Genomic DNA, 20,245 nt, shown 5'->3' with positions numbered 1-20,245 from the left:
AAGCTTAACAAATTCTCGGTCTTTTAGTACTTTTATAATGTATTCACTACTAAACCTATCACTTTTAACTATGTATTTAAGCAGTTCTTCACTAATAATATTGATGTTCTTAGCAACTTTCTTATTTTTTAGTAATTTTACAGTAATATTGATATCATCAAACTTGCCACTATTAAGTATGAGTTAAAATCTTTCAGGAGCAATTGAATTGATGCGTTCAAGAAATTCCTTGTTTTTTAATAATTTTGTAACATCTTCATCACTAAGCTTACCACTTTCAAATATACATCTTAGTATTTCTTCATTAAGATAAAACTGAACATCATCAACACGTTTTTCATTAGTTCCTTCATCTCCTAATGCTTCTTTCGCGAAGTTATTCGGATCATTTTTTCATCTTCCTCGTAATCATAATTATCATAATATCCATAATCTTCTTCATTATCCTCACTATCACTACTTTCGAATTCATTGTTGATATTGCAAACCTTCCCACCTTTTAGTATTTCTAGAATATTGTGCTCCGCAGGTGCATCATTTAGCATGGACCTAAACATTTCATCATCATAATAGTTGATGTGATCAACAATGCTCTCATCTAATAGTAATCCTTCAATACCTTTGTGACTAAACTCATTATGATACTTGCATAAGATTTGAAGCTTACTGTAACCATTGAGTTAATGCCATCAACAACTCTTTGATTTGATAGTAATTCTCTGTTATAAGTCTTCTGCACTGCCTGCCTTGTCAAAATCCATAATCTTATTTCAATTTACTTAGTATTTTAATTTTGCATGTATTAGGAGGAAATAATCAAGCATTATGATAAAAGGCCTAATGAATTTATTAGTTTATTTATGTTTCTTTTCATGTATAAACTTATAGAAAGTTTTATGTAGAAGTTATTTTATGAGCGAAATTATAGAAATCAGAGCACCAAAGACTCTTGGTGGTGAATCAGTTACGGAAGGCATAGTAAAAATAAAGAAAAATATCGGCGAAGCAGTAAAAGTAGATGACTTGATCTTTGAAATTGAAACTGATAAAACGGCGCTAGAACTAACTGCAGAAGCTTCAGGACAAATAACTGAATTTTTTGTGAAAGAAGATGATATAATTACTCCTGATCAATTACTGGCAAAACTTGCTGTAGGAGAAATAAGAGAAGAAGTGAAAAAAGAAGATAAAGGCGAAAGCGCTGATAAAAAAGATGCCCCTTCAGCTCTTAAAATTATGGAAGAAAATGCAATTAGTGCAGAAAATGTAAAAGGAACTGGCATGGGAGGCAGAATAACTAAAGCGGATGTGATAGACCATATGAATAAAGCTGAACAACCTCCGGTAAAACAATGTGAATCGCCAAAAAGTGTAGTAAGTGGAGAGAGAAGAGAAGAGCGAGTGAAAATGAGCAAAATAAGGCAAGTAATAGCTGCTCGTTTGAAAGCATCGCAAAATACTGCTGCAATACTGACCACGTTCAATGAAATTGATATGAAAAATATCATGGATCTGAGGGCAAAGTATAAAGAAACTTTTGAAAAGAAATATGGAATAAAACTGGGTTTCATGTCGTTTTTTATAAAGGCGGCAGTGCAAGCACTGAAAGAAATTGGTGAGATTAACGCTGAGATTTCAGGTGACGAAATTGTATATAAAAATTACTATGATATAGGTGTTGCTGTTGGAACTGACAAAGGTCTTGTTGTGCCAGTTATTCGTGATGCTGATCAAATGTCATTTGCTGAAATTGAACTAACTTTAGTTGCTCTTGGCAAAAAAGCACGAGAAGGTAAGCTGCGAGTATCAGAAATGGAAGGTGCAACATTTACTATCTCAAATGGTGGTGTGTATGGTTCACTTCTTTCTACTCCGATAATAAACCCTCCGCAATCTGGAATACTTGGCATGCACTCAATACAAAATAGGGCAGTTGCTGTGAATAGCTCAATTGAAATCAGACCAATGATGTACATTGCTCTCTCTTACGACCACAGGATAGTTGATGGCAAAGGAGCAGTTACTTTCCTTGTTAAAATCAAAAATTACATAGAAGATCCAAATAGATTGGTTTTGGAAATTTAAATAGATTAAAAAACGACAAGTAAGTTTTTCTGAAGTTTTCAAGGTGGGTGTTACAGCTGTGCAAACATTTGTTTATAAAGGTAACTTATATGAAAATGGTCAGTGTTTACTGTGCGAGCATTGTGATTTAGGCCTAAAAAATGCGAGTAGCCCATTTGGTGTTATCCAAGTGCTGACACTGGGATCCAAATTGCAGGTAATGCACTAGTTTGGGTGAGTATGGGTCTTGCATTATAGAATGACATCATTTACTGTGTGCCATATTGCAATGTTTGTAGAATTGTGTGTGTGGTCCACCAAAAGGGTGTTAGCTACTTGCATGACACTATCTGCTATTTTTCCTTGTCTGAATGAATACAAAACGGTTTTTGGTTACTCACTAAATAGATTTGTCCATTTTGCTCTTATTATTTAAAACGCTTTTATGCCAAATATATCAAATTTTTATTTGACATATGTTAAAAATATTCTAAGATAAGGCTATTTATAGAATAAGGGGATATATAATGTTAACTAATTCTTCTAAAAAAGTTTTGAAGCTGTTCAAGGTATATCTGAATCAGTATCGAGTGATAAACCGAATAGGACTTTCAATTTTCCTCCTAATAATAGAGTTAGAGCAGATGATCATCCATTTTTAGGTAACAAGTATGACCGCAAAATTGAATGTTTAGATTGTAATGATGAAGAGTCAAAAAGGCGAATTCTTTCTGATAGCTCTTCTTATAATTCAGAAAATGAAAACATGGTAAATATCTAGAAGGCAAGATTATTGATGAAACTAAGCAAGAAATTGCTCAACACATAGAAAACAGTGCTGTAGAATCTGTACAGCTTAGAGTGAGAAGTCCAATTAGAACTATGTTGACTGCAAGAATTGTGCTTAATGATAATAAAGAAAAAATAAAGATTAGCAGTATTTTAACTAATGATTTTTTTGAAAGCAATAGGATAACGGCGGTTACATTGTTGCTACCTGGAGATAAAAAAAAGAGGAATGCGTGGACGAGTTGATGAACATGGAGTAAGAATTTATGAAGTAGCTAATGGCTCATACAATATGACTTTGAATTGGTACGGTGAAGAAAAAGAGTGTAAAATGAAAATTAATATTAGTGATGACGGTACTATCAAGTTTATTGAAAGCAATGATATCACTTGGAAGCAAATAGCTGCACATAAAAAAGTAAAAGTAGGAAAACAATACGAAGCGAATTCCTTGTATGATGCACACTTACGTAAAGAAGTTTCTGAAATAGTGAAAGTTTCACAGAAACCTTCAACAAGTATGGGAAGTGTGACTATATCAAAACAACTTTCTTCTGCTCAAGGAGCAAGTAAATAAGTAGACTTTATGAGCTACTTGCAAATGTAGGTAGCTTATATTTCAGTATCCTTATTTCATGTTCTCTAGAGTGTTTTTATTTCCTGTAATCTTTTTATAAAAACCATAGGCGCCAGTTGGTTTTAAAGTAAAGGTCAAGTATCTGGAATACTGGACAAAAATCCTCCTATGTAAAAAAAAAAGTTAGAAAAAAATGCGGTGCATATACGACAGATATACACTGAAGAATATATTTTTTAATAAGTTTGATTAAAAAATCTGCAGACTAAAGATAGATTTTTAGCTCTTAAAACATCCCCGATTGTAATTATAATGAGGTTGGAAATATGCGGAAGTAATTTTTATACGTTAGCTAAAGTTAAAACATAATTGACTTTGCCTAGTTAATATTTCAGATTATAAAAAAGGTAAATAGTTTCTATGATATTGCAGGGCAAAAAAGGGTTAACAACCGGAATAATAAATAAGAGGTCAATAGCATATGGTATAGCAAAGACCCTCTCAGAACATGGAGCTGAGCTTGCAATCACTTATCAAAATGAAACAATAAAAGAGAAATTATTACCAATAGCAAGTGAATTAAATGTAGAGTTAATATTGCACTGTAATGTTTCAAATGAGGAAACTATAGATAATTCTTTTAAGGAAATAAAGGATAAGTGGGGTGCTATTGATTTTTTGGTACATGCAATAGCATTCTCCGATCAAAATGAGCTAAATGGTAAATATATCAATACTTCATTAAACAACTTTATTAATGCAATGCATATATCGTGCTATTCTTTTACTGCTTTAGCGCAAAGAGCGGAAAAAATGATGTTAAATGGCGGTAACTTACTTACTTTATCTTACTATGGTGCTGAAAAAGTTATGCCAAATTATAATGTGATGGGTTTATGTAAAGCAGCACTTGAAGCAAGTGTAAAATATATAGCATGTGATCTCGGACCACAGAACATCAGAGTAAATGCAATTTCTGCTGGTCCAATCAGAACTTTAGCATCTTCTGGAATAAGTCACTTTCACTCCATATCGGAATGGAATAGAAGTAATTCTCCACTTAGACGCAATGTTACAATAGAAGATGTTGGCAAGGCAGCACTATACTTATTAAGCGACCTGAGTAGTGGTACAACTGGAGAAATTTTACATGTTGATTCAGGGTATAATGTTGTGGGAATGAAGATAGTAGACTAATACAGTACTGCAGATGCATGTGAAACCTATGTTTTTTGTTATTCTGGTAATTGACATTGGAGCCCAGTATCAGCTACTAGAATGACAACATTTTTTACTTAAATCTTCGCATATTAACCATGCTGATCTTCTATTTTTACTTCTTCCATTTGGGTTAAGAGTTGTGCGTGAGGGTTGCTCTTGAAGTTGCCTTGCAAGGAAAAAGTCTTTTTCCTCCCGATCTTGGAGTTGCTTTGCAAGTGAGAAGTCCTATTGTTCTTATGTTTGTTTTGCTAAGACTTTGTTCTTATTAAGCAGTGGTTAATCATGAGCATGGCTTTTATTATATAATACCCCCTATAGAAGTATATAGACCATGAAGACTTATCTTACAGTTTGTGGTACTTGTTGTTGATAAAATGTTCTTTCTACAAGTGCTTCTTCCACACTGCACCTCCTTGATAAGACTGGCTCCTCAAGGCATTTTATACGTTGCTGTATATCATTAATGCACTGCCCTATAACATCACCAATTTTTCCGTCAGCATTTTTTTGCCAATAATTCATCAAACCTCTTCTCAACCTCTGCTCTCTCTCAGAGATATCCTTTGAAAGGTTACAATACTCCAAAATTTCATCTAATTGAAGTTCTTTTGCTAATTGAAAGTCTTCTTGTTCTTGAATTTCCTTAGTTATAACCCTAGCTCTAGAATAATGGTTTCCACCCAGATATATTACTTCCTTCTTCTTATTGCCCCATAATTTATCTTTCCTTACATACTCAGGATTTATCATGTTTGGGTCTGGTTTATATATTGTTATACCTTTCTGACCCTCAAAATATGCTTCGATTTCAGTATTAGATAAAGAAGGTAAAATAGGGATTTCACCGTGAAAAACAAAATAACCTTGTTTTCGTATTGCTTTGAGATAAGTCTGATAGAAGTCTTTTTGACCAATAACTGAATCAAATATTCTGTCGTTATTAATTATATGTTCCTCTTTATATTTTTCTTTAGTAAGCGTGGTGTCCAGTCTATATGCACAAGACTCAAGCTCTTCCTCTACTCTATTATACAATATTTTCTCATTTTCTTTCTTTAGTAAATCTTCAATACTAAGTAAATCTCTTTGCTGCTCATTACGCTCATTTTTAGAAAACTTTTCTATAATGTTATTTTTTAGAGCTTTCGTTCTTTCAACACCTTTATTTATTATATCGTCAACTTTTTATTTATTTCCTCAATGAGCTCTTTTATCTCTTTTGGTACATTAAGCACTTCCCTAGTGTTACTCAATGGATCTACAAAGAATGTTCTCAAGTGTTGCTTAAGAGCATTCGGTATTTTCGGATCATTCAACGATTTAAACTGGTTTGAAAATCAGCGCCACTCTTTACGCATTGCTTGAACTTTATCAGTTTTATATACATTAGAACTACTTTTACCAAACACGGCATGGAAAAAGCAATTACCATCCCCTGCAGTATCATACTTAGCTACTTAACTGCTAGAAAGTTTTTGTCCCACATCACTAACGGACTGCCCTACAACATCACTAAGTTTACCTTTATAGAAATCGTTAGGGTAAGAATTACCATTCAAAAGAGTTGTTTCTTGCCCAAAGCTCTTGAACCTTTTCGGACTTTCAACACCTTGAAGACCACTTGATGATTTCCGTTTCCCAGGTACATTCATTTGCCCTAATATCCTGGTCCTTTCTATTCCAACCTCAACATCATAAAAGTCACTTGGTAGTCTACGTTTCTTAGCTGTAGTCATAGTTTTTACTTTGATCTAAGCTATATACCAACAAAATTGTAAACGATTAAGTATAGTAGAAATTTTTAAATCATGCAATAATCATTGTTTTAAATAACAAATATGAGCTTTAACTGTGGCATAGTTGGACTGCCAAATATAGGAAAGTCAACCTTATTTAATGCACTTACAGAGTCAAGTGCAGCCGAGGCTGCAAACTATCCTTTCTGTACAATTGAGCCAAATGTTGGCAAAGTGCCAATACGAGATCATCGTTTGAAACAAATTGCCGCGATTGCTCACTCAGGGAAAATAATCTACAATCAACTGGAAGTTGTCGATATTGCCGGCTTGGTTAAGGGTGCGAGCAAGGGTGAAGGACTAGGAAATAAATTTTTGAGTCATATCAGAGAAGTTGATGCCATTGTTCATCTGCTCAGGTGCTTTACGGATGACGATATCAGCCATGTAAACAGCAAAATAGATCCAATATCAGATGCTGAAATAGTGGAAATGGAGTTAATTCTAGCTGATATTGATAGCATAGAAAAAAGACTTCCTCAATTGGAAAAGAAAGCAAAGCAAGGTGATAAAGAGCTAAAGAGACAACTTGAATTAATGCAAGAGGTATTAGCTACTTTAAAATTAGGTAAACCGGCAAGAAGCTTGGAGAATATCGATGAAGATGAGATGAAGTTGCTTCAATTGCTAACAACAAAGCCTGTTATGTATGTATGCAATGTTGAAGATACGAATATCATAACTGGTAATGAACTATCTAAAAGGGTGGAAAAAATGGCGGAAGAAAATAAAAGCAAATTTTATTGTATTTCAGCGAAACTTGAAGCAGATATTGCAAATCTTGATAGTGAAGAGGAAAAACAGAATTTTTTATCAGAATTTGGCTTACAAGAATCAGGACTTGATGGAGTAGCACGTATTATGTATGAAGTGCTAAGTATGATAACTTTTTTTACTGTGGGCCCCAAAGAAGCACGTGCATGGCCAATAAAGATAGGATCAACAGCTAACAAAGCAGCAGGTGTAATTCACACTGATTTTGAAAAGGGCTTTATAAAAGCAGAAACCATAAGCTTTGAAGAATATATAAAATATGGAAGCGAATTAGCTTGCAAAGATGCAGGGAAAATTCGCTTCGAAGGCAGAGATTATATCGTGCAAGATGGCGATATAATGCACTTTAGGTTTAATTTCTAATTAGTCTAGCGCCTTCCTGATGCAGTCAGTGAATTTTTATATTCTCTTCTCTCTTCTTCCTCTATCTCCTCTTGGCTTTATTGCATAGAACTGATAGTGCATGTAAATCAAAGTAAATTTACGCAGCTAATTTAAATTTAGCCACACCTATATCAGTAAATTTATTCAATAAGTAGCACTTAATTAACAGCTCTTTTTCACGATTTACCTCTGATTTATTTTTCAAGTTAAACACAAATATTTGCTTCAACCTATAGAAAAAGACTTCAATATAAGAACGTGCTCCATACTTAACTTTTTTCTTCCATTCATTAATACCATCTTCATAATTCTCATATTACCTAATTCTACTAATGTACTCGTTTCTTTCTGAGAAGTAATCAGCTAAACAAATTTAAGTATCCTTTCTAGGGGAATAATAGGCACAACATTGTATTTTCTGCATTCTTTATACACACTTTTTATATCATAAGCCACATCTGCTCGAATAGAACAAATATTATATTTATCACTGACTTCTTCTCACATATCACAGACCGGCAAATAGTCTACAGCAACACCACTAGTGTAGTTCATGCTTATTGCTTTCTTATCATTCACGTTTAAAACAACATGTAGTTTTCTTACTTGACCATAACCACTGTATTTTCTTTTTCGAGTATTAAGCCTACTATGCCACCGTTATTATTTTAGATACCAACTCTAGTGCTATCTACGGCAATTTTAATATTTTCAAAATCATCCTTATTGGCTCTATGGTCATCAATCTTCAAATTAAGCTTTTTAAAGCTTCTGGACGCTTGTGTATAGCTGATAATCTTAAGTTTTTTTGCCTATTTGTACCATATAACCTTTTACAGAACCTACAGCTTGTCTCAAGCCAATTCTAAAAAGATGAACTATTATGTGTATTAAAATTACAACCTCATCACTATAAGTGATATTGCCACCTGCAACTTTTGGACTATTTTCATACCAATTTTCTATAGCTTGATTAACAAAATGAAAAATATTTCCTCTTTTTTTTGAGAAATTCGTTATATTCTCTTTGGTTACTTACTCTCATTTTTTGCGGCATAAGTTATACTTGTTTGGAAAATGCCTATTCTACAACTAAATTCGTTAGTAGTCATATATTGAAAAGCTTTTCTTCTTACAATAACCTCTACCAACACTAGCTATTCAACAAAGCCAGCCTGAATTAGCGTTACACCCTGGAATGGAAAAGTTTCCAGTATAAACTACCTACAAAAATAAATTGGCAATATTTCAAGCCTGCCAAGCAGCATCAAAAACGATAGAAACAGCTTTATTCCACCACTAAAGGAGGAATAATTACCTGAAGGACCTATTAGGTTACTAAATCCTGGGCCATAATTTGTAAGCATTGCAGAAACAGAGATGATGCTAGTTACAAAGTCCGCATTTCTTAAGTAAGACATCACTATTGATGATATAGCGAACGTTAACATGTAAATCGCAAAAAAAACGTAAAGACGGATTGAACTTCATCATTTTCCAGTATTTTACCATTGAGTTTTACTCTATCGCTTTCACTTGGATTTAATAAATAGCTAAAGTAATTCCTTATAGATTTTAGAAAAATGACTAAACAGAATATTTTGATTCCACCACTAGCAGAACCATCACATCCACCAATAAAGGCTAAAAAGAAAGCTAAGACTGAAATAAAGCTCCAATTCAAGTAGTTGCACATTACATAGCCAGTTGATGTGATAAAGGAGGTAATGGTGAATGTGCTGTACCTAAATGATAAAAATACTCCTAAGTAAAAATTTTTATATAACCAAAAACACGCAAGCAAAGATGAGATAACAACTATCTTAATAAAGTAAGAGACCTGTTCATCATAACAAACGTCTAATCGTCTTATAATTTTTAAATAGCTCACAAAAGGTAAAGAGCATAAAATCATAAAGATAATTGTTATGACCTCCAATTATAGGGTTATTGTAGTAGCCTATAGAATCGTTATAGTTAGCAAATCCACCATTTGATACAGCGAACATTTCGTGACATACTGCGTCAAATAATGTTATGCCAGCTAGATAGTAGCAAAATATGCACAATAAAATTAGGCAGTAATATATTTCTGTAATATGTATTGCTACGCTTCGCGTATGTGTTAACTTTCTTTTAAGAGCATCTGAGTACTCAGAATAGAGTAAATTATTTAAGCTCAAAACTTAAATATGGGGAAATTGCAATTCCTACTGTAATTACTCCAAAACCACCTATAACGTGCAGCATTGCTCTCCACAGTAGTATCCCCGGAGATTGTTGCTCGATGTAACTTAGAACAGTTGCTCCTGTGGTTGTAACCCCAGATACTGCTTCAAACAGTACATCAATGTAGCTTAAACTATCAAGCTAAAATGGAATAGCTGCAAATAGAGATAATGCAATACAGGTACAACTGGTAATTGCAAAAATTGCCGGCATTCCATGTAACCTACTTAGTTTACCCAGTAGAATAAAAATAGCACTAAATATGCAGGTAACTATAAATCCAACCAGAAAATTTTTCCATTCGTAACCTAGATAATTATTAGTAATAGTAGGAATAAGCATTGCTAGGCCAAACAACAACAGAAAAATTCCCACAATAAACACAATTGAACGTAAAACTTGCAGACTTTCCATAGACAGTACTTTGAAAGCTATATATTATTAAAACTTCAACCGCTTTGCTAATTTTCTCTTGATTTGATTATAAATAAGTATAACTATAGCGCTAAATTTGCCATAAGAGATAGAGGTAAGGTCAGTTATTAAATGACAGACAAAAAAATTCGAGATTCGTTCATTAGTGAAGCTATAAAAGGCAACTTTAAGAATGTAAAAAATAATCACGATAGCGATATACAAGAAGTTTTAAAAACGAATTACCTAGTAATATACAAGAAGAGTCTAAAGGCGATCTACCTAATCCTTGTACCACTTCACAATTATTATATTCTAAAAAAAATCAAAAGGAAATTAATCAATGATACAGAAAATGGAGCAAAAAATTGAGAGTATTTCGTGTGATATAGCTATACAAGAAGAGAAAGGAAGTGATGATTCTCATATGCAAAAAGTGAAAAACTTAAAGAGAATAAGTGATCTTCACCACAAATTACGTCAGACAATAGATTATTTAGATGTTAAAAAAGTTAAAGCAGTATTAGAAGATTGTGATACAAATCTAGCAATTATTTTAAATAGACCTATACATCCACAGAGCAAAACTACCCTGTTACTTTATCCTCTGCAAGTTGGTCTTAATAAACGATATATAGGTGATGGTAAAAGATTGAAACAAGAAGATCTGAGAAATATAAAAGAAATTACTAAACTTCTTGGGGATAAATCTTCTCCTGAGATTAGCGATTTCTGGTTTAAATTACATCAAGATCAATAAGAAGAAAGTACAAAAGACACAAAAGCAACCTTTGAAGCTAATTTGAAAAAAAAAGCTTCTCCTGATATTCGTGACTTGTGGCTTAAATATCAAAGAGTGCCTAAAAATCAAGATGCAGCTATAATAAACCTTCTTAAAGGTGAGCAACAACGGCATGCCAAGATAGGTAGTGAGAAGTGACTTGAAGATTTTATTCGAGAAGTTAAGGATTACAAAGAACAAAAAAGCATAAAAGAAAATTGTGAAATAGCTATAGAGAAACCTATCACCAAATGTGTTCTGCAAAACACGCAACTTTCTAAAGTGAGGACAAATAGAGCCTATTATATCTCGTAGAAAGTTTTTGTAGTAAATTAGTACTTAGGAAAGATAAGTATGATAACAATAAAAACAAGAAATTTAAACGTTCTATTTTCAACCTAGTATCAAGAATAAAAAAAATATCAAAGTCATCATATTACATCACGAACCTTTTCCAAGATTTTCTTCATATCTTCACTTGACAGTGGAATTAGACCAAGCCTAGATAGATATCCACCTTCAGTACTAATAGAGTCTACAACTTCTCTAATGAATTCCCTTAATCCATCAACACTATCTAAGTGTTCTTTCTTGATATAAAGATATAAAGGCCTTGCTAACATATACTCCCCCGATGATATATTTTTATAGGTTGGCTCAATTCCTGCGATTGTGCTTCCTTGAATCTCATCTTGGTTTCTCGCTAAAAAGCTGAAGCTAAATATTCCTAAAGCATTTTTATTGCTCCTCAACTTTTGTATTATTATGTTTTCATTAATTCCAACTTCTATGTATCTTCCATCATCTCTGATATTACTACATGCTTTCTTTCTCTTTTCTTGGTCTTGATAATTCTCTTTGAAAATCCTTGAGTTCATACATGAATATTGATCAAGCATAATAAAATTAATCAAAGTTTCATGTGTACCTGTATTTTGATGTGGGCCATAGATTTTAATTTCTGTTTTTGGTAGAGCTTGATTTACATCAGACCAAAATTTCTTGTTATTCTTTACCAATCTATCATTTTCTTCAGAATATGAAGATAAAGTTTCAAATAGGTCATTTTTTGTAAAATCAAATCTATGGCTTTGATTTGAATTTGCAATAACAATTCCATCATAGCCAATTATGATCTCTATTACTTCATTCACTTTATTTCTTTTACATAATTCTCTCTCTACTTCCTTCATAGGGCGAGATGAAGTAGTGATATCTGGTGTGCCTTCCCCTATTCCTGAACAAAACATTTTGAACCCTGATCCACTTCCTATCGATTCTACAACTGGAGTTTTAAAGGAAAATATACGGCTGAATTCTTCAGATATAAATGAGATAAAAGGAAAAACAGTTGAAGATCCAACAATTCTGATATATCTTCTGGCATCAACATTTGACAGTGGGATGAATAGTACAAATGCAAAAATAAGGAAAAGGCGTTTCAGCATCGTTTTCGCTCAAGAGTGTAAACTTAATTATCGTAATAAACAATCAAACTGAAAAGCTTTTTTTTCCTAGATTTCAAAAGGTATAACGATCAAATGTGTGCGTAATGATGAGATCTGAATTACAGCATTCATACAGTTGCATATGTATCGAATCCTTGTATGTTTTTCAACACTGAAAATTCTTCCATATTAACTTAATGATGCAATATATCCTTTTCTTTAATGGATAAGTCGTCATCGACTTTTTTTACATTATCATCAGTAATGATTTGTATTTCCTTTTTTGCAACATGAAAATCATCTTCTGAGATTGCCTTATTTTTCTTCATTTCCTCTATTTCTTCCATAATATCTCTGCGTATATTTCTAATCGCAACTCGTGCATTTTCAGAAAATTGATGCAATAACCTCACTAACTTCTCACGGGTTTCTTGTGTTAAGTCTGGAAGAACTATACGTATAGTATTTCCTTCAACAATAGGATTTAAATTCAGGTTAGCATTGATTATCGCATTTTTTACTTCACCGATAACAGTAGTATCCCAAACTTTAACTGATAGAGTTTTGTTATCTATAGCTGAAACGCCTGCAACTTGGTTCAGTTTTTGATTTCCACCATAGATATTTACAACTATACCATCAAGTAATGATGAGTTAGCTCTACCAGTACGTACACCTTTCATATCATCATGAAAAGACTGAATAGTTTTTAGCATTCTTTCTTTTGTTTTAGCTTTTATTTCGTTTAACATAAATTACCTAATGTTTATAATCTGAGACTATAGTATAAGTACCTTGACCTTTAATAATATTGACCATTTTTTCACTTTTCAAAGAAAAAACTATAATTGGAATAGAATTTTCACGAGCAAGTGAAATTGCTGATGCATCCATAACCTTCAAATCACGAGTTAATAAATCTGTGTAAGAAAGCTTATCATACATTACAGCATTCTCATTTTTTTTTGGATCAGCAGAATACACGCCACTTACTTGCGTGCCTTTTAAAATAACATTACAATTCATCTCAACAGCACGTAAAGCTGCAGCTGTATCCGTAGTAAAAAACGGATTACCCGTTCCTGCTGCAAAAATTATCACCCTGCCCTCTTCTAAATGATGAATAGCCTTCCTTCTTATATAAGGCTCACATATAGTAGTCATAGGTATAGCAGACAAGACCCTGGAGACTATAGAGCTTTTTTCTAAAAAATTTTGCAAAATTAAAGCATTAATGACAGTGCCAAGCATTCCAATATAATCACTGCTTGCTCTTTCACAGCCACTTAAAGATGCTGATGCACCACGAAAGATATTACCACCACCAACAACAATACAAACTTGAATTCCAAGATTACAAACTTCAATTATGTCCTTGGATAGTTTATCTATCACTTCCATATCATGGCCAAATAGCTTTGATCCCATCAAAGCCTCCCCAGAGATTTTGAATAACACTCTGGGGTATTTTACTTCTGAAGTTTTATTACTTATTTGCACCATACAAAGTAAGTAACTTATAATTAGCTAATTTAACAGCATTTGATTCTATAAAATCAGCAATCTTTATTTTATCATCTCTTATAAACTTCTGCTCTAGCAGAACAACTTCTTCATAGTATTTAGCCATTCGTCCATCTACTATTTTTTTCGCTACCTCTTCAGGTTTATTTAAGCTCTTTACTTGCTCCTCAATTATAGAACGCTCATTGTTTAATTTTTCTTGATCCAAATCATCTATAGATAAAGCTTCAGGTTTCATAGCAACTACATGCATAGCTATTTGCTTTCCAATCTCTTGTTTATCACCAGATGATTGCAATGCTACTAAAGCACCAATCTTACCTAAGCCATGCATATCACCATGTACATAGCCAGCAATAATCCCATCCTTAGTCTCTAGGTAGCAAAGATTGCTTAACTCTAACTTCTCACCAAGAACCGATGCACCACTCATAATAGCTTCCTGCACTGTACCAACATCTTCATATTTAGCATTTTTTAACTCATCAAGACCAGTACAACGTTCTTGACAAGCAATTGATGCTAAATTTGAAACTAATGCTATGAATTTCTCATTTCTAGCAACAAAATCAGTTTCACAATTGACTTTAACCAATACACCATAATTTTTAGCCAAGCACATAGCAATAAGTCCATCAGAAGCTACTCTATCAGACTTTTTGTCAGCTTTAGCAAATCCTATTGTACGCAACTTATCAACGGCTTTCTTAATATCACCATCACATTCTTCTAACGCTTTCTTACAATCGCTTAAGCCAAGCCCTGTTCTATCGCGTAACTCCCTTATAACACTTGAATCCATCTTCATTTACTTACTATTACCCCCCTTTCTGTTTCAACCTTAATACGCTTCTTTTTAGTTTGCACAATATCCTCTTCTTTTTCTTGAATAAGATCATCATCCTTAACTCTTGACCTTGTCAAACTAGATTCTATTCCAGCTAATATAGAATCAGCAACTAATTTACAATAGAGCTCTATTGATTTTCTTGAATCATCATTTCCTGGTATAGGGTAGGCAATACCATCTGGGTCAGAATTGGTATCAAGCACTCCAACTACAGGAATACCCAGTTTTTTAGCCTCTTTAACTGCTATATGCTCTTTGTTAGTATCAATAATAAATAAAATATCAGGAACTGCTCCCATTTCTCTAATTCCACCCAATTCTTTATCAAGCTTCTTTCTTTTCTTTTCAATATTTCCTAATTCTTTTTTTGTTAAGATGCTATCTTCATCATTGGATATTTTCTCATATTGTATCAAAGTTTTTATCGAAGAAGAAACAGTGTTCCAATTAGTAAGCATACCACCAAGCCATCGATCATTTACATAATACTGACCACAACGAACTGCTTCACTTGCAACAATATCAAAAGCTTGAAATTTCGTACCAACAAATAAAATGCGACCATCTTGAGATGCAACACCGTATAAAGCTTTCATCGCCACCTCTAACAATGGTAATGTTTTTCGCAAGTCTATTATGTGTATACGATTCTGTTGATGTATACCATATATATATGGGGCCATTTTAGCATTCCAGCGACTAACTTTATGGCCAAAATGCACACCAGATTCAGCTAAATCACGTATAGTAATTTTAGGCAAATTTATCATATTTACTCCTCCAAATAGTTTACCTTCCATGGCACAACCCTAATGGGACTATTTGCATAAGCCATGTGTAAAATTAAGTTATTTACATAGTAATAAAAAAGACAAAAAAGCGCAAACAAAAAATATTGACAAGTGGCAACACGTTGATTAACTTTAAAGTTGCAGACATTAAAAATCAATGGGGGGTGTAGCTCAGTTGGTTAGAGCGCATGCCTGTCACGCATGAGGTCGTGAGTTCAAGTCTCATCACTCCCGCCATTACGGCAGAAGCACCTTAAATTTTTTATCAATTTGAATTAATTTCTTTCAGAGACTTGACATGATATTGTAATTGCTGCTTAATCTATTTGGTTTTATCGTTAATAATTGGGATTAAATATGTTTATTTCTGAGGTTTTTGCAGCAGATGCGACTAACAATGTATCATCATCTGTTGCTAGCTTTATTCCACTCATTTTAATATTTCTAGTATTTTATTTTCTCATTATTCGCCCCAATCACAAAAAACTAAAAGAACATAGAAGGATGATAGATCAAATAAAACGTGGTGATACGGTTATTACTTCTAGTGGAATAATAGGTGAAGTAAACAAAGTTGACGAAGTAAATGCACAACTAATACTAGAAATAGCACCAAAGATTGAAATAAAAATACTAAAGTCTGCTATATCTGAAATCTTAAATAAAGAAATTCAAAAGCCAGTAGCTAAATCTATTGAAAAAAGCAAAGTTGAAAAGAATGGCAAGAAAAACAAACTAGAGGAAAGTAAAAAAGACAAAAATGCTTCATAATTTACGAAGTGTGTGGAATACTAGGTATAGTAAGTAGCGGTGATTCAGTAATAACGGATTTACTAGCCGCTTTGCAAAAATTGGAATACAGAGGGTATGACTCTTCAGGTATAGCAATTATAAATAATAGAGGTGAGATAGAAGTCAAAAAATCAGAAGGTAAAGTTGAAAGATTATGTAAAGTTGTTCATGAGAGCAAGATATCTAGTAGCAAAGTTGGTATAGCACATACTCGTTGGGCTACACATGGAGTTCCAAATCTTAAAAATGCTCATCCCATTTATATAAATAATGTTGTTGTTGCTCATAATGGTATAATTGAAAATTACAATATATTAAAAAAGGATCTGGAGAAAAAGGGAGTATCTTTTCATACCGACACTGATACAGAAGTAATACCAAACATATTAACTGCATATCTTAATGAAGGATTGTCACCAGTTGATTCCATACTACAGTGTCTAAACAATTTACAAGGTTCACTTGCTTTGGCTTTATTATTTGCAGAATATCCAGATACTTTATTTGTTGCAAAAAGAAATTTGCCTTTAGCAATAGGATATAACTGTAATAAAGTATTTGCTGCCTCTGATACTAATGCTTTGAGTTCATTTGTAGAAAAAATATTGCACTTAGAAGATAATGACATTGCAGTAATAAAATCTAATGAATTTAATATATATAATAATGGTACGCAAGTTAAACGCAGAACAGAAAATAGCAGTCCAAGGAATTTTCTAATTAGTAAAAATGGTTACCCTAGCTTTATGCTAAAAGAAATTTTTGAGCAACCATATGCACTAAACAAAACAATAAATCAATTTTATAAACAATATAAAGAAATCAACAAAGAATTATTTTCTGAACTAGGTTACATTACTATAGTTGGATGCGGTTCATCCTATTTTGCTGGACTAATAGCAAAGTGTTGGCTGGAAAGTATTGCTCAAATTCGGGTATATCTAGAAATATCGTCAGAATTTAGGTATAGCAGCGTCAAGATCGAAGAAGGTAGTATTGGCTTATTCATTTCTCAATCTGGTGAAACTGCGGATACTATGGAAGCACTACGTTATGCGAGATTGCAGAAACAAATGATCATTAGCATAATTAATACATTTAATAGCAGCATAGAAAAAGCCTCAGATATTGTATTGCATACTCTTGCTGGACCTGAGATTGGTGTTGCTTCGACAAAAACCTTTTCTACGCAGCTTGCAATTTTAGCATGCTTTGCTGTAGAACTTGGAAAAATAAAAGGTATACTGGGTAGAGAGAGGATAAAGGAACTAAGCGGTGCTATTAATTCTATTTCCAAACATGTTGAGCATGTTTTGAATGTGATGGAAATACAACATATATCAGGCAGTATATTAGATCACAATAATATAATTATAATTGGGAGAGGAAGCTCATATGGAGTTGCAATGGAAGGTGCATTGAAGATAAAAGAGCTTTCATATATCAACACAATTGGTATTGCAGCGGGAGAAATGAAGCACGGTTCTATCGCTTTGATAGACTCTACTGTACTTGTTATCGCAATTATTCCTTACGATAATTTATTCTTTAAAACGCTATCTAATATACAAGAGATTATTGCAAGAAAAGGTAAAGTAATTGCTTTTAGTGATAAGCAAGGAGCACAGCTCTTAAAGGGAATTTGCATAGATGTGGTGGAACTTTCAGAAGTTGACAATTTTGTTTCTCCAATTATCTACAGTGTTGCTATGCAATTTCTTGCTTATTCTATTGCAGAAAAAAAAGGATTAGATGTAGATTGTCCGAGAAATTTAGCTAAATCTGTCACAGTTGAGTAACTTATTTAAAATGAGTTACTAATTAACAGCTCTAATTATCAGTTATAAATCACTCAATTTTACTAATAAGTTCATTGCTACCATTAGCCCTCTGTGAAAGAATATGTAGCTAATGTAAGGATGAGAGAGGCTAAAATCCACGCTTCAAATTAATAAGATTTACCATCATGCTTATCAGAGATAACTTAACCTAGAAAGCAAGAATTAACTAACAGAAAAATCGAAAACTAACATCAGTTTCTCAATTTAATACTACTAATATTTGTCTAAAAAGACATATGTTTTCTATTCAAGAAAGTCTACATCGCCATAACAATATTTACTAGAATGAGGTCTTGTCTCACTGTAAAAACGCAACCAACTTCTATCTGAAGATCTTCTGATAAATTGTAGATTGTTTTACAAAAAAAAGAGGAGTAAATGAGAGTTCAGTAACTTGATTATAGAGTTGTACTACCTTTCCATATTTGAAGCAAGTTATCACTATACCTCAAACCATAGCATAAAGTAAATAAAGTAAATATCGCATTTTATACTAAAATTTTCTGTTTATGACTTGTATTATATAAAGTCAACACTTTACATTGAGATCTAAACGAGTTATATATCAGTACTATTTGATATGAAAGGTTTGTTATGGTTAGAGTAAATGCTGGTGAAAACTCAAAAAAGCTTAAAGATAGTAAAAATAAGACTATATTACCAAAAAAGTTAAGAGGTAGTCGTTATATGTCACGAGAACAGAGACAGAATTATGTTAAAAAGCTGCGGAATATATTAGAATCATCAGAAGAAGCAAAATCAGAGTTAAAAAAAAGAAAGTTTAAAATAGAACTAAAAAAAGACAATAAAATATCAGAAGAGGGAATAGAAAAAGTAGTGGAATTGGAAAGAAAAACAGAAAAAGAGATAGAAGAAATAGCAATGCCAGTATCAAAGTTACCACGTAAGGAAAGAATAATAAATTTTTTAGAAAAATCAGAAAAACAAGTAAAAGAAATGCAAGGATTATGTAGGAAAAGACAATTGAATGCTAAAATAGAAAAAGAATTTCTAAATAAGCTTGAGGACATAGAGAAAGAATCAGAAAAGTGTTGCAGAGAGTTAGTGAGCTGTATGACTAATTCAAATAATCCTAGAATATTGTACACTGCTGTTATTGGTGTTGGTTTTGCTGTTGGGCTAGTAGCAAGTACTACACTTAAATATACAACTGGACTAGGTATGTTAGCTATAATTGGCATAGCTACAGCATCTGCACTCGTAGCTGGTGCTGCTACATATGAAGTACTAAGACCTAATACTAAAATAGATGAATTAAAAGAAGTCCAAAAAGAGTTTTCACACTCACTTTTCTAATCACACTTTAATGCAAACTTTATCAGTTTTATTTAAGTTGCTTATAAAAGGAGAATATCAATGGTGTTCTCCTTACTGATTTGGTTAAAGTTCAGAAAACGCCTATGTCAAAATTCACACAGATGTTAAGTGCTGCCGCTGATTTCCAGTTAGTATAATTTGTGTATCTTATTGACATATTTAATTTATTCTGTTATATCTCTCAATGATCACGTTCAGGTAAAACAATGAAAAGTTTCAAATCGCTACTTAATCTAGTCCTACTTCTATGGAATAGCTTAATATCAAGAGTAAAGAGCTTTTTTAGAATTAACGATACACATCATCAAACAACTGATAGCAATGGAAATTGCCGTACAAAAAAAGTAAGTATAGAGAATAAAATAGAAGAGAATAAAATAGAAGAGAATAAAATAGAAGAGAATAAAATAGAAGAGAATAAAATGGAAGAGAATAAAATAGAAGAGAATAAAATAGAAGAGAATAAAATAGAAGAGAATAAAATGGAAGAGAATAAAATAGAAATGAAAGGTAATGAGATTGATTTAGAGGATGAACAGGATGCTCTAACAGGGAAAGAGCTAGATGAAGAAGAACTTTTTTGTGATGTTGAAAGTTTTGATGAACAGAAAGTTAGTGCTAATAGAGAAAAA

General features: G+C 32.7%; 19 protein-coding genes, 1 tRNA gene and 4 pseudogenes. 13 read left to right on the top strand and 11 right to left on the bottom strand.

Annotated features, from left to right (window positions below; translation table 11 throughout):
* Positions 1-356: 356 nt before the first annotated feature.
* Positions 357-545 (bottom strand): hypothetical protein, encoded by a 189-nt coding sequence (locus wTpre_RS01165; protein WP_068651340.1) that lies wholly within the window; start codon positions 543-545, stop codon positions 357-359.
* Between the two features lie 367 nt (positions 546-912).
* On the opposite strand from wTpre_RS01165, the gene odhB reads away from it, so the two are divergent.
* The 4 genes from odhB (at position 913) to wTpre_RS01145 (ending at position 4,627) form a co-directional block, all read left to right on the top strand.
* A complete protein-coding gene (gene odhB, locus wTpre_RS01160) occupies positions 913-2,085 on the top strand; it encodes a 2-oxoglutarate dehydrogenase complex dihydrolipoyllysine-residue succinyltransferase (RefSeq protein ID WP_068651338.1) in 1,173 nt (390 codons plus the stop codon).
* 840 nt (positions 2,086-2,925) lie between these two features.
* The gene (locus tag wTpre_RS06275; RefSeq protein WP_245609493.1) at positions 2,926-3,099 is read left to right on the top strand and encodes a hypothetical protein; all 174 of its coding nucleotides are present in this window, start codon (positions 2,926-2,928) and stop codon (positions 3,097-3,099) included.
* Positions 3,083-3,430: a hypothetical protein gene (locus tag wTpre_RS06270; RefSeq protein ID WP_245609492.1), complete on the top strand. Its 348-nt coding sequence runs from the start codon at positions 3,083-3,085 to the stop codon at positions 3,428-3,430. The genes wTpre_RS06275 and wTpre_RS06270 overlap by 17 nt, the downstream gene beginning before the upstream one ends.
* A 420-nt stretch (positions 3,431-3,850) precedes the next feature.
* A complete protein-coding gene (locus wTpre_RS01145; protein ID WP_068651336.1) occupies positions 3,851-4,627 on the top strand; it encodes an enoyl-ACP reductase FabI in 777 nt (258 codons plus the stop codon).
* A 363-nt stretch (positions 4,628-4,990) separates the two neighbouring features.
* On the opposite strand, the gene wTpre_RS05810 is transcribed toward wTpre_RS01145, so the two are convergent.
* Both wTpre_RS05810 and wTpre_RS01135 read right to left on the bottom strand, forming a co-directional pair.
* Positions 4,991-5,686: a hypothetical protein gene (locus tag wTpre_RS05810; RefSeq protein ID WP_068651334.1), complete on the bottom strand. Its 696-nt coding sequence runs from the start codon at positions 5,684-5,686 to the stop codon at positions 4,991-4,993.
* Positions 5,687-6,108: 422 nt separating this feature from the next.
* Positions 6,109-6,387: a hypothetical protein gene (locus wTpre_RS01135; protein WP_068651332.1), complete on the bottom strand. Its 279-nt coding sequence runs from the start codon at positions 6,385-6,387 to the stop codon at positions 6,109-6,111.
* 102 nt (positions 6,388-6,489) lie between these two features.
* Here wTpre_RS01135 and ychF point away from each other — a divergent pair, with 102 nt between their 5' ends.
* The gene (gene ychF / locus wTpre_RS01130) at positions 6,490-7,584 is read left to right on the top strand and encodes a redox-regulated ATPase YchF (RefSeq protein ID WP_068651330.1); all 1,095 of its coding nucleotides are present in this window, start codon (positions 6,490-6,492) and stop codon (positions 7,582-7,584) included.
* A 118-nt stretch (positions 7,585-7,702) separates the two neighbouring features.
* On the opposite strand, the pseudogene wTpre_RS07455 reads toward ychF, so the two are convergent.
* Positions 7,703-8,662 (bottom strand): annotated as a pseudogene (locus tag wTpre_RS07455) (IS5 family transposase).
* A 129-nt stretch (positions 8,663-8,791) separates the two neighbouring features.
* A pseudogene (locus tag wTpre_RS07265) lies at positions 8,792-10,248 on the bottom strand (TrkH family potassium uptake protein).
* Between the two features lie 132 nt (positions 10,249-10,380).
* Here wTpre_RS07265 and wTpre_RS06240 point away from each other — a divergent pair.
* The 3 genes from wTpre_RS06240 to wTpre_RS06230 are packed head-to-tail and all read left to right on the top strand — an operon-like array spanning position 10,381 to position 11,188.
* Positions 10,381-10,620: a hypothetical protein gene (locus wTpre_RS06240; protein ID WP_245609488.1), complete on the top strand. Its 240-nt coding sequence runs from the start codon at positions 10,381-10,383 to the stop codon at positions 10,618-10,620.
* Positions 10,592-11,008, top strand: coding sequence for a hypothetical protein (locus wTpre_RS06235; protein ID WP_245609487.1), 417 nt, complete (start codon positions 10,592-10,594; stop codon positions 11,006-11,008). The genes wTpre_RS06240 and wTpre_RS06235 overlap by 29 nt, the downstream gene beginning before the upstream one ends.
* Positions 11,009-11,050: 42 nt before the next feature.
* On the top strand, positions 11,051-11,188 hold the full coding sequence (locus wTpre_RS06230) for a hypothetical protein (protein ID WP_245609486.1): 138 nt from the start codon (positions 11,051-11,053) through the stop codon (positions 11,186-11,188).
* 272 nt (positions 11,189-11,460) lie between these two features.
* Here wTpre_RS06230 and wTpre_RS01105 read toward each other — a convergent pair whose 3' ends face one another.
* The 5 genes from wTpre_RS01105 to rpsB form a co-directional block, all read right to left on the bottom strand.
* Entirely contained in the window at positions 11,461-12,477 is a 1,017-nt protein-coding gene (locus wTpre_RS01105; RefSeq protein WP_068651328.1) for a substrate-binding domain-containing protein, read from the bottom strand.
* Between the two features lie 194 nt (positions 12,478-12,671).
* Positions 12,672-13,229 (bottom strand): ribosome recycling factor, encoded by a 558-nt coding sequence (gene frr, locus wTpre_RS01100; RefSeq protein ID WP_068651326.1) that lies wholly within the window; start codon positions 13,227-13,229, stop codon positions 12,672-12,674.
* 7 nt (positions 13,230-13,236) lie between these two features.
* Entirely contained in the window at positions 13,237-13,980 is a 744-nt protein-coding gene (gene pyrH, locus wTpre_RS01095; protein WP_068651324.1) for a UMP kinase, read from the bottom strand.
* Complete coding sequence (gene tsf, locus wTpre_RS01090; protein ID WP_068651322.1) at positions 13,964-14,809, bottom strand: translation elongation factor Ts; 846 nt, start codon at positions 14,807-14,809, stop codon at positions 13,964-13,966. The genes pyrH and tsf overlap by 17 nt, the downstream gene beginning before the upstream one ends.
* The gene (gene rpsB / locus wTpre_RS01085; RefSeq protein ID WP_068652576.1) at positions 14,806-15,621 is read right to left on the bottom strand and encodes a 30S ribosomal protein S2; all 816 of its coding nucleotides are present in this window, start codon (positions 15,619-15,621) and stop codon (positions 14,806-14,808) included. The genes tsf and rpsB overlap by 4 nt, the downstream gene beginning before the upstream one ends.
* 181 nt (positions 15,622-15,802) lie before the next feature.
* Here rpsB and wTpre_RS01080 point away from each other — a divergent pair.
* The 3 genes from wTpre_RS01080 (at position 15,803) to glmS (ending at position 18,233) form a co-directional block, all read left to right on the top strand.
* Positions 15,803-15,879: transfer RNA gene (locus tag wTpre_RS01080), tRNA-Asp, on the top strand.
* Between the two features lie 120 nt (positions 15,880-15,999).
* Positions 16,000-16,413 carry a preprotein translocase subunit YajC gene (gene yajC, locus wTpre_RS01075; RefSeq protein WP_068651320.1) on the top strand — a complete coding sequence of 138 codons (414 nt, stop codon included), beginning with the start codon at positions 16,000-16,002 and terminating at the stop codon, positions 16,411-16,413.
* A gap of 8 nt (positions 16,414-16,421) precedes the next feature.
* The gene (glmS, locus tag wTpre_RS01070) at positions 16,422-18,233 is read left to right on the top strand and encodes a glutamine--fructose-6-phosphate transaminase (isomerizing) (protein WP_068651318.1); all 1,812 of its coding nucleotides are present in this window, start codon (positions 16,422-16,424) and stop codon (positions 18,231-18,233) included.
* A 306-nt stretch (positions 18,234-18,539) separates the two neighbouring features.
* Here the strand turns inward: glmS and wTpre_RS07360 are convergent.
* Positions 18,540-18,652 (bottom strand): annotated as a pseudogene (locus wTpre_RS07360) (IS481 family transposase); the annotation flags it as partial.
* A 217-nt stretch (positions 18,653-18,869) separates the two neighbouring features.
* Here wTpre_RS07360 and wTpre_RS01065 point away from each other — a divergent pair.
* Positions 18,870-19,592 (top strand): hypothetical protein, encoded by a 723-nt coding sequence (locus tag wTpre_RS01065; RefSeq protein ID WP_068651316.1) that lies wholly within the window; start codon positions 18,870-18,872, stop codon positions 19,590-19,592.
* A gap of 227 nt (positions 19,593-19,819) precedes the next feature.
* Positions 19,820-20,245, top strand: a pseudogene (locus wTpre_RS05805) (hypothetical protein); the annotation flags it as partial.

It is taken from the genome of Wolbachia endosymbiont of Trichogramma pretiosum (assembly GCF_001439985.1).
Classification (GTDB): Bacteria; Pseudomonadota; Alphaproteobacteria; order Rickettsiales; family Anaplasmataceae; genus Wolbachia.
The sequence above is the reverse complement of the archived record's forward strand: the minus strand, read 5'-3'. Positions and strand labels throughout refer to the sequence as shown.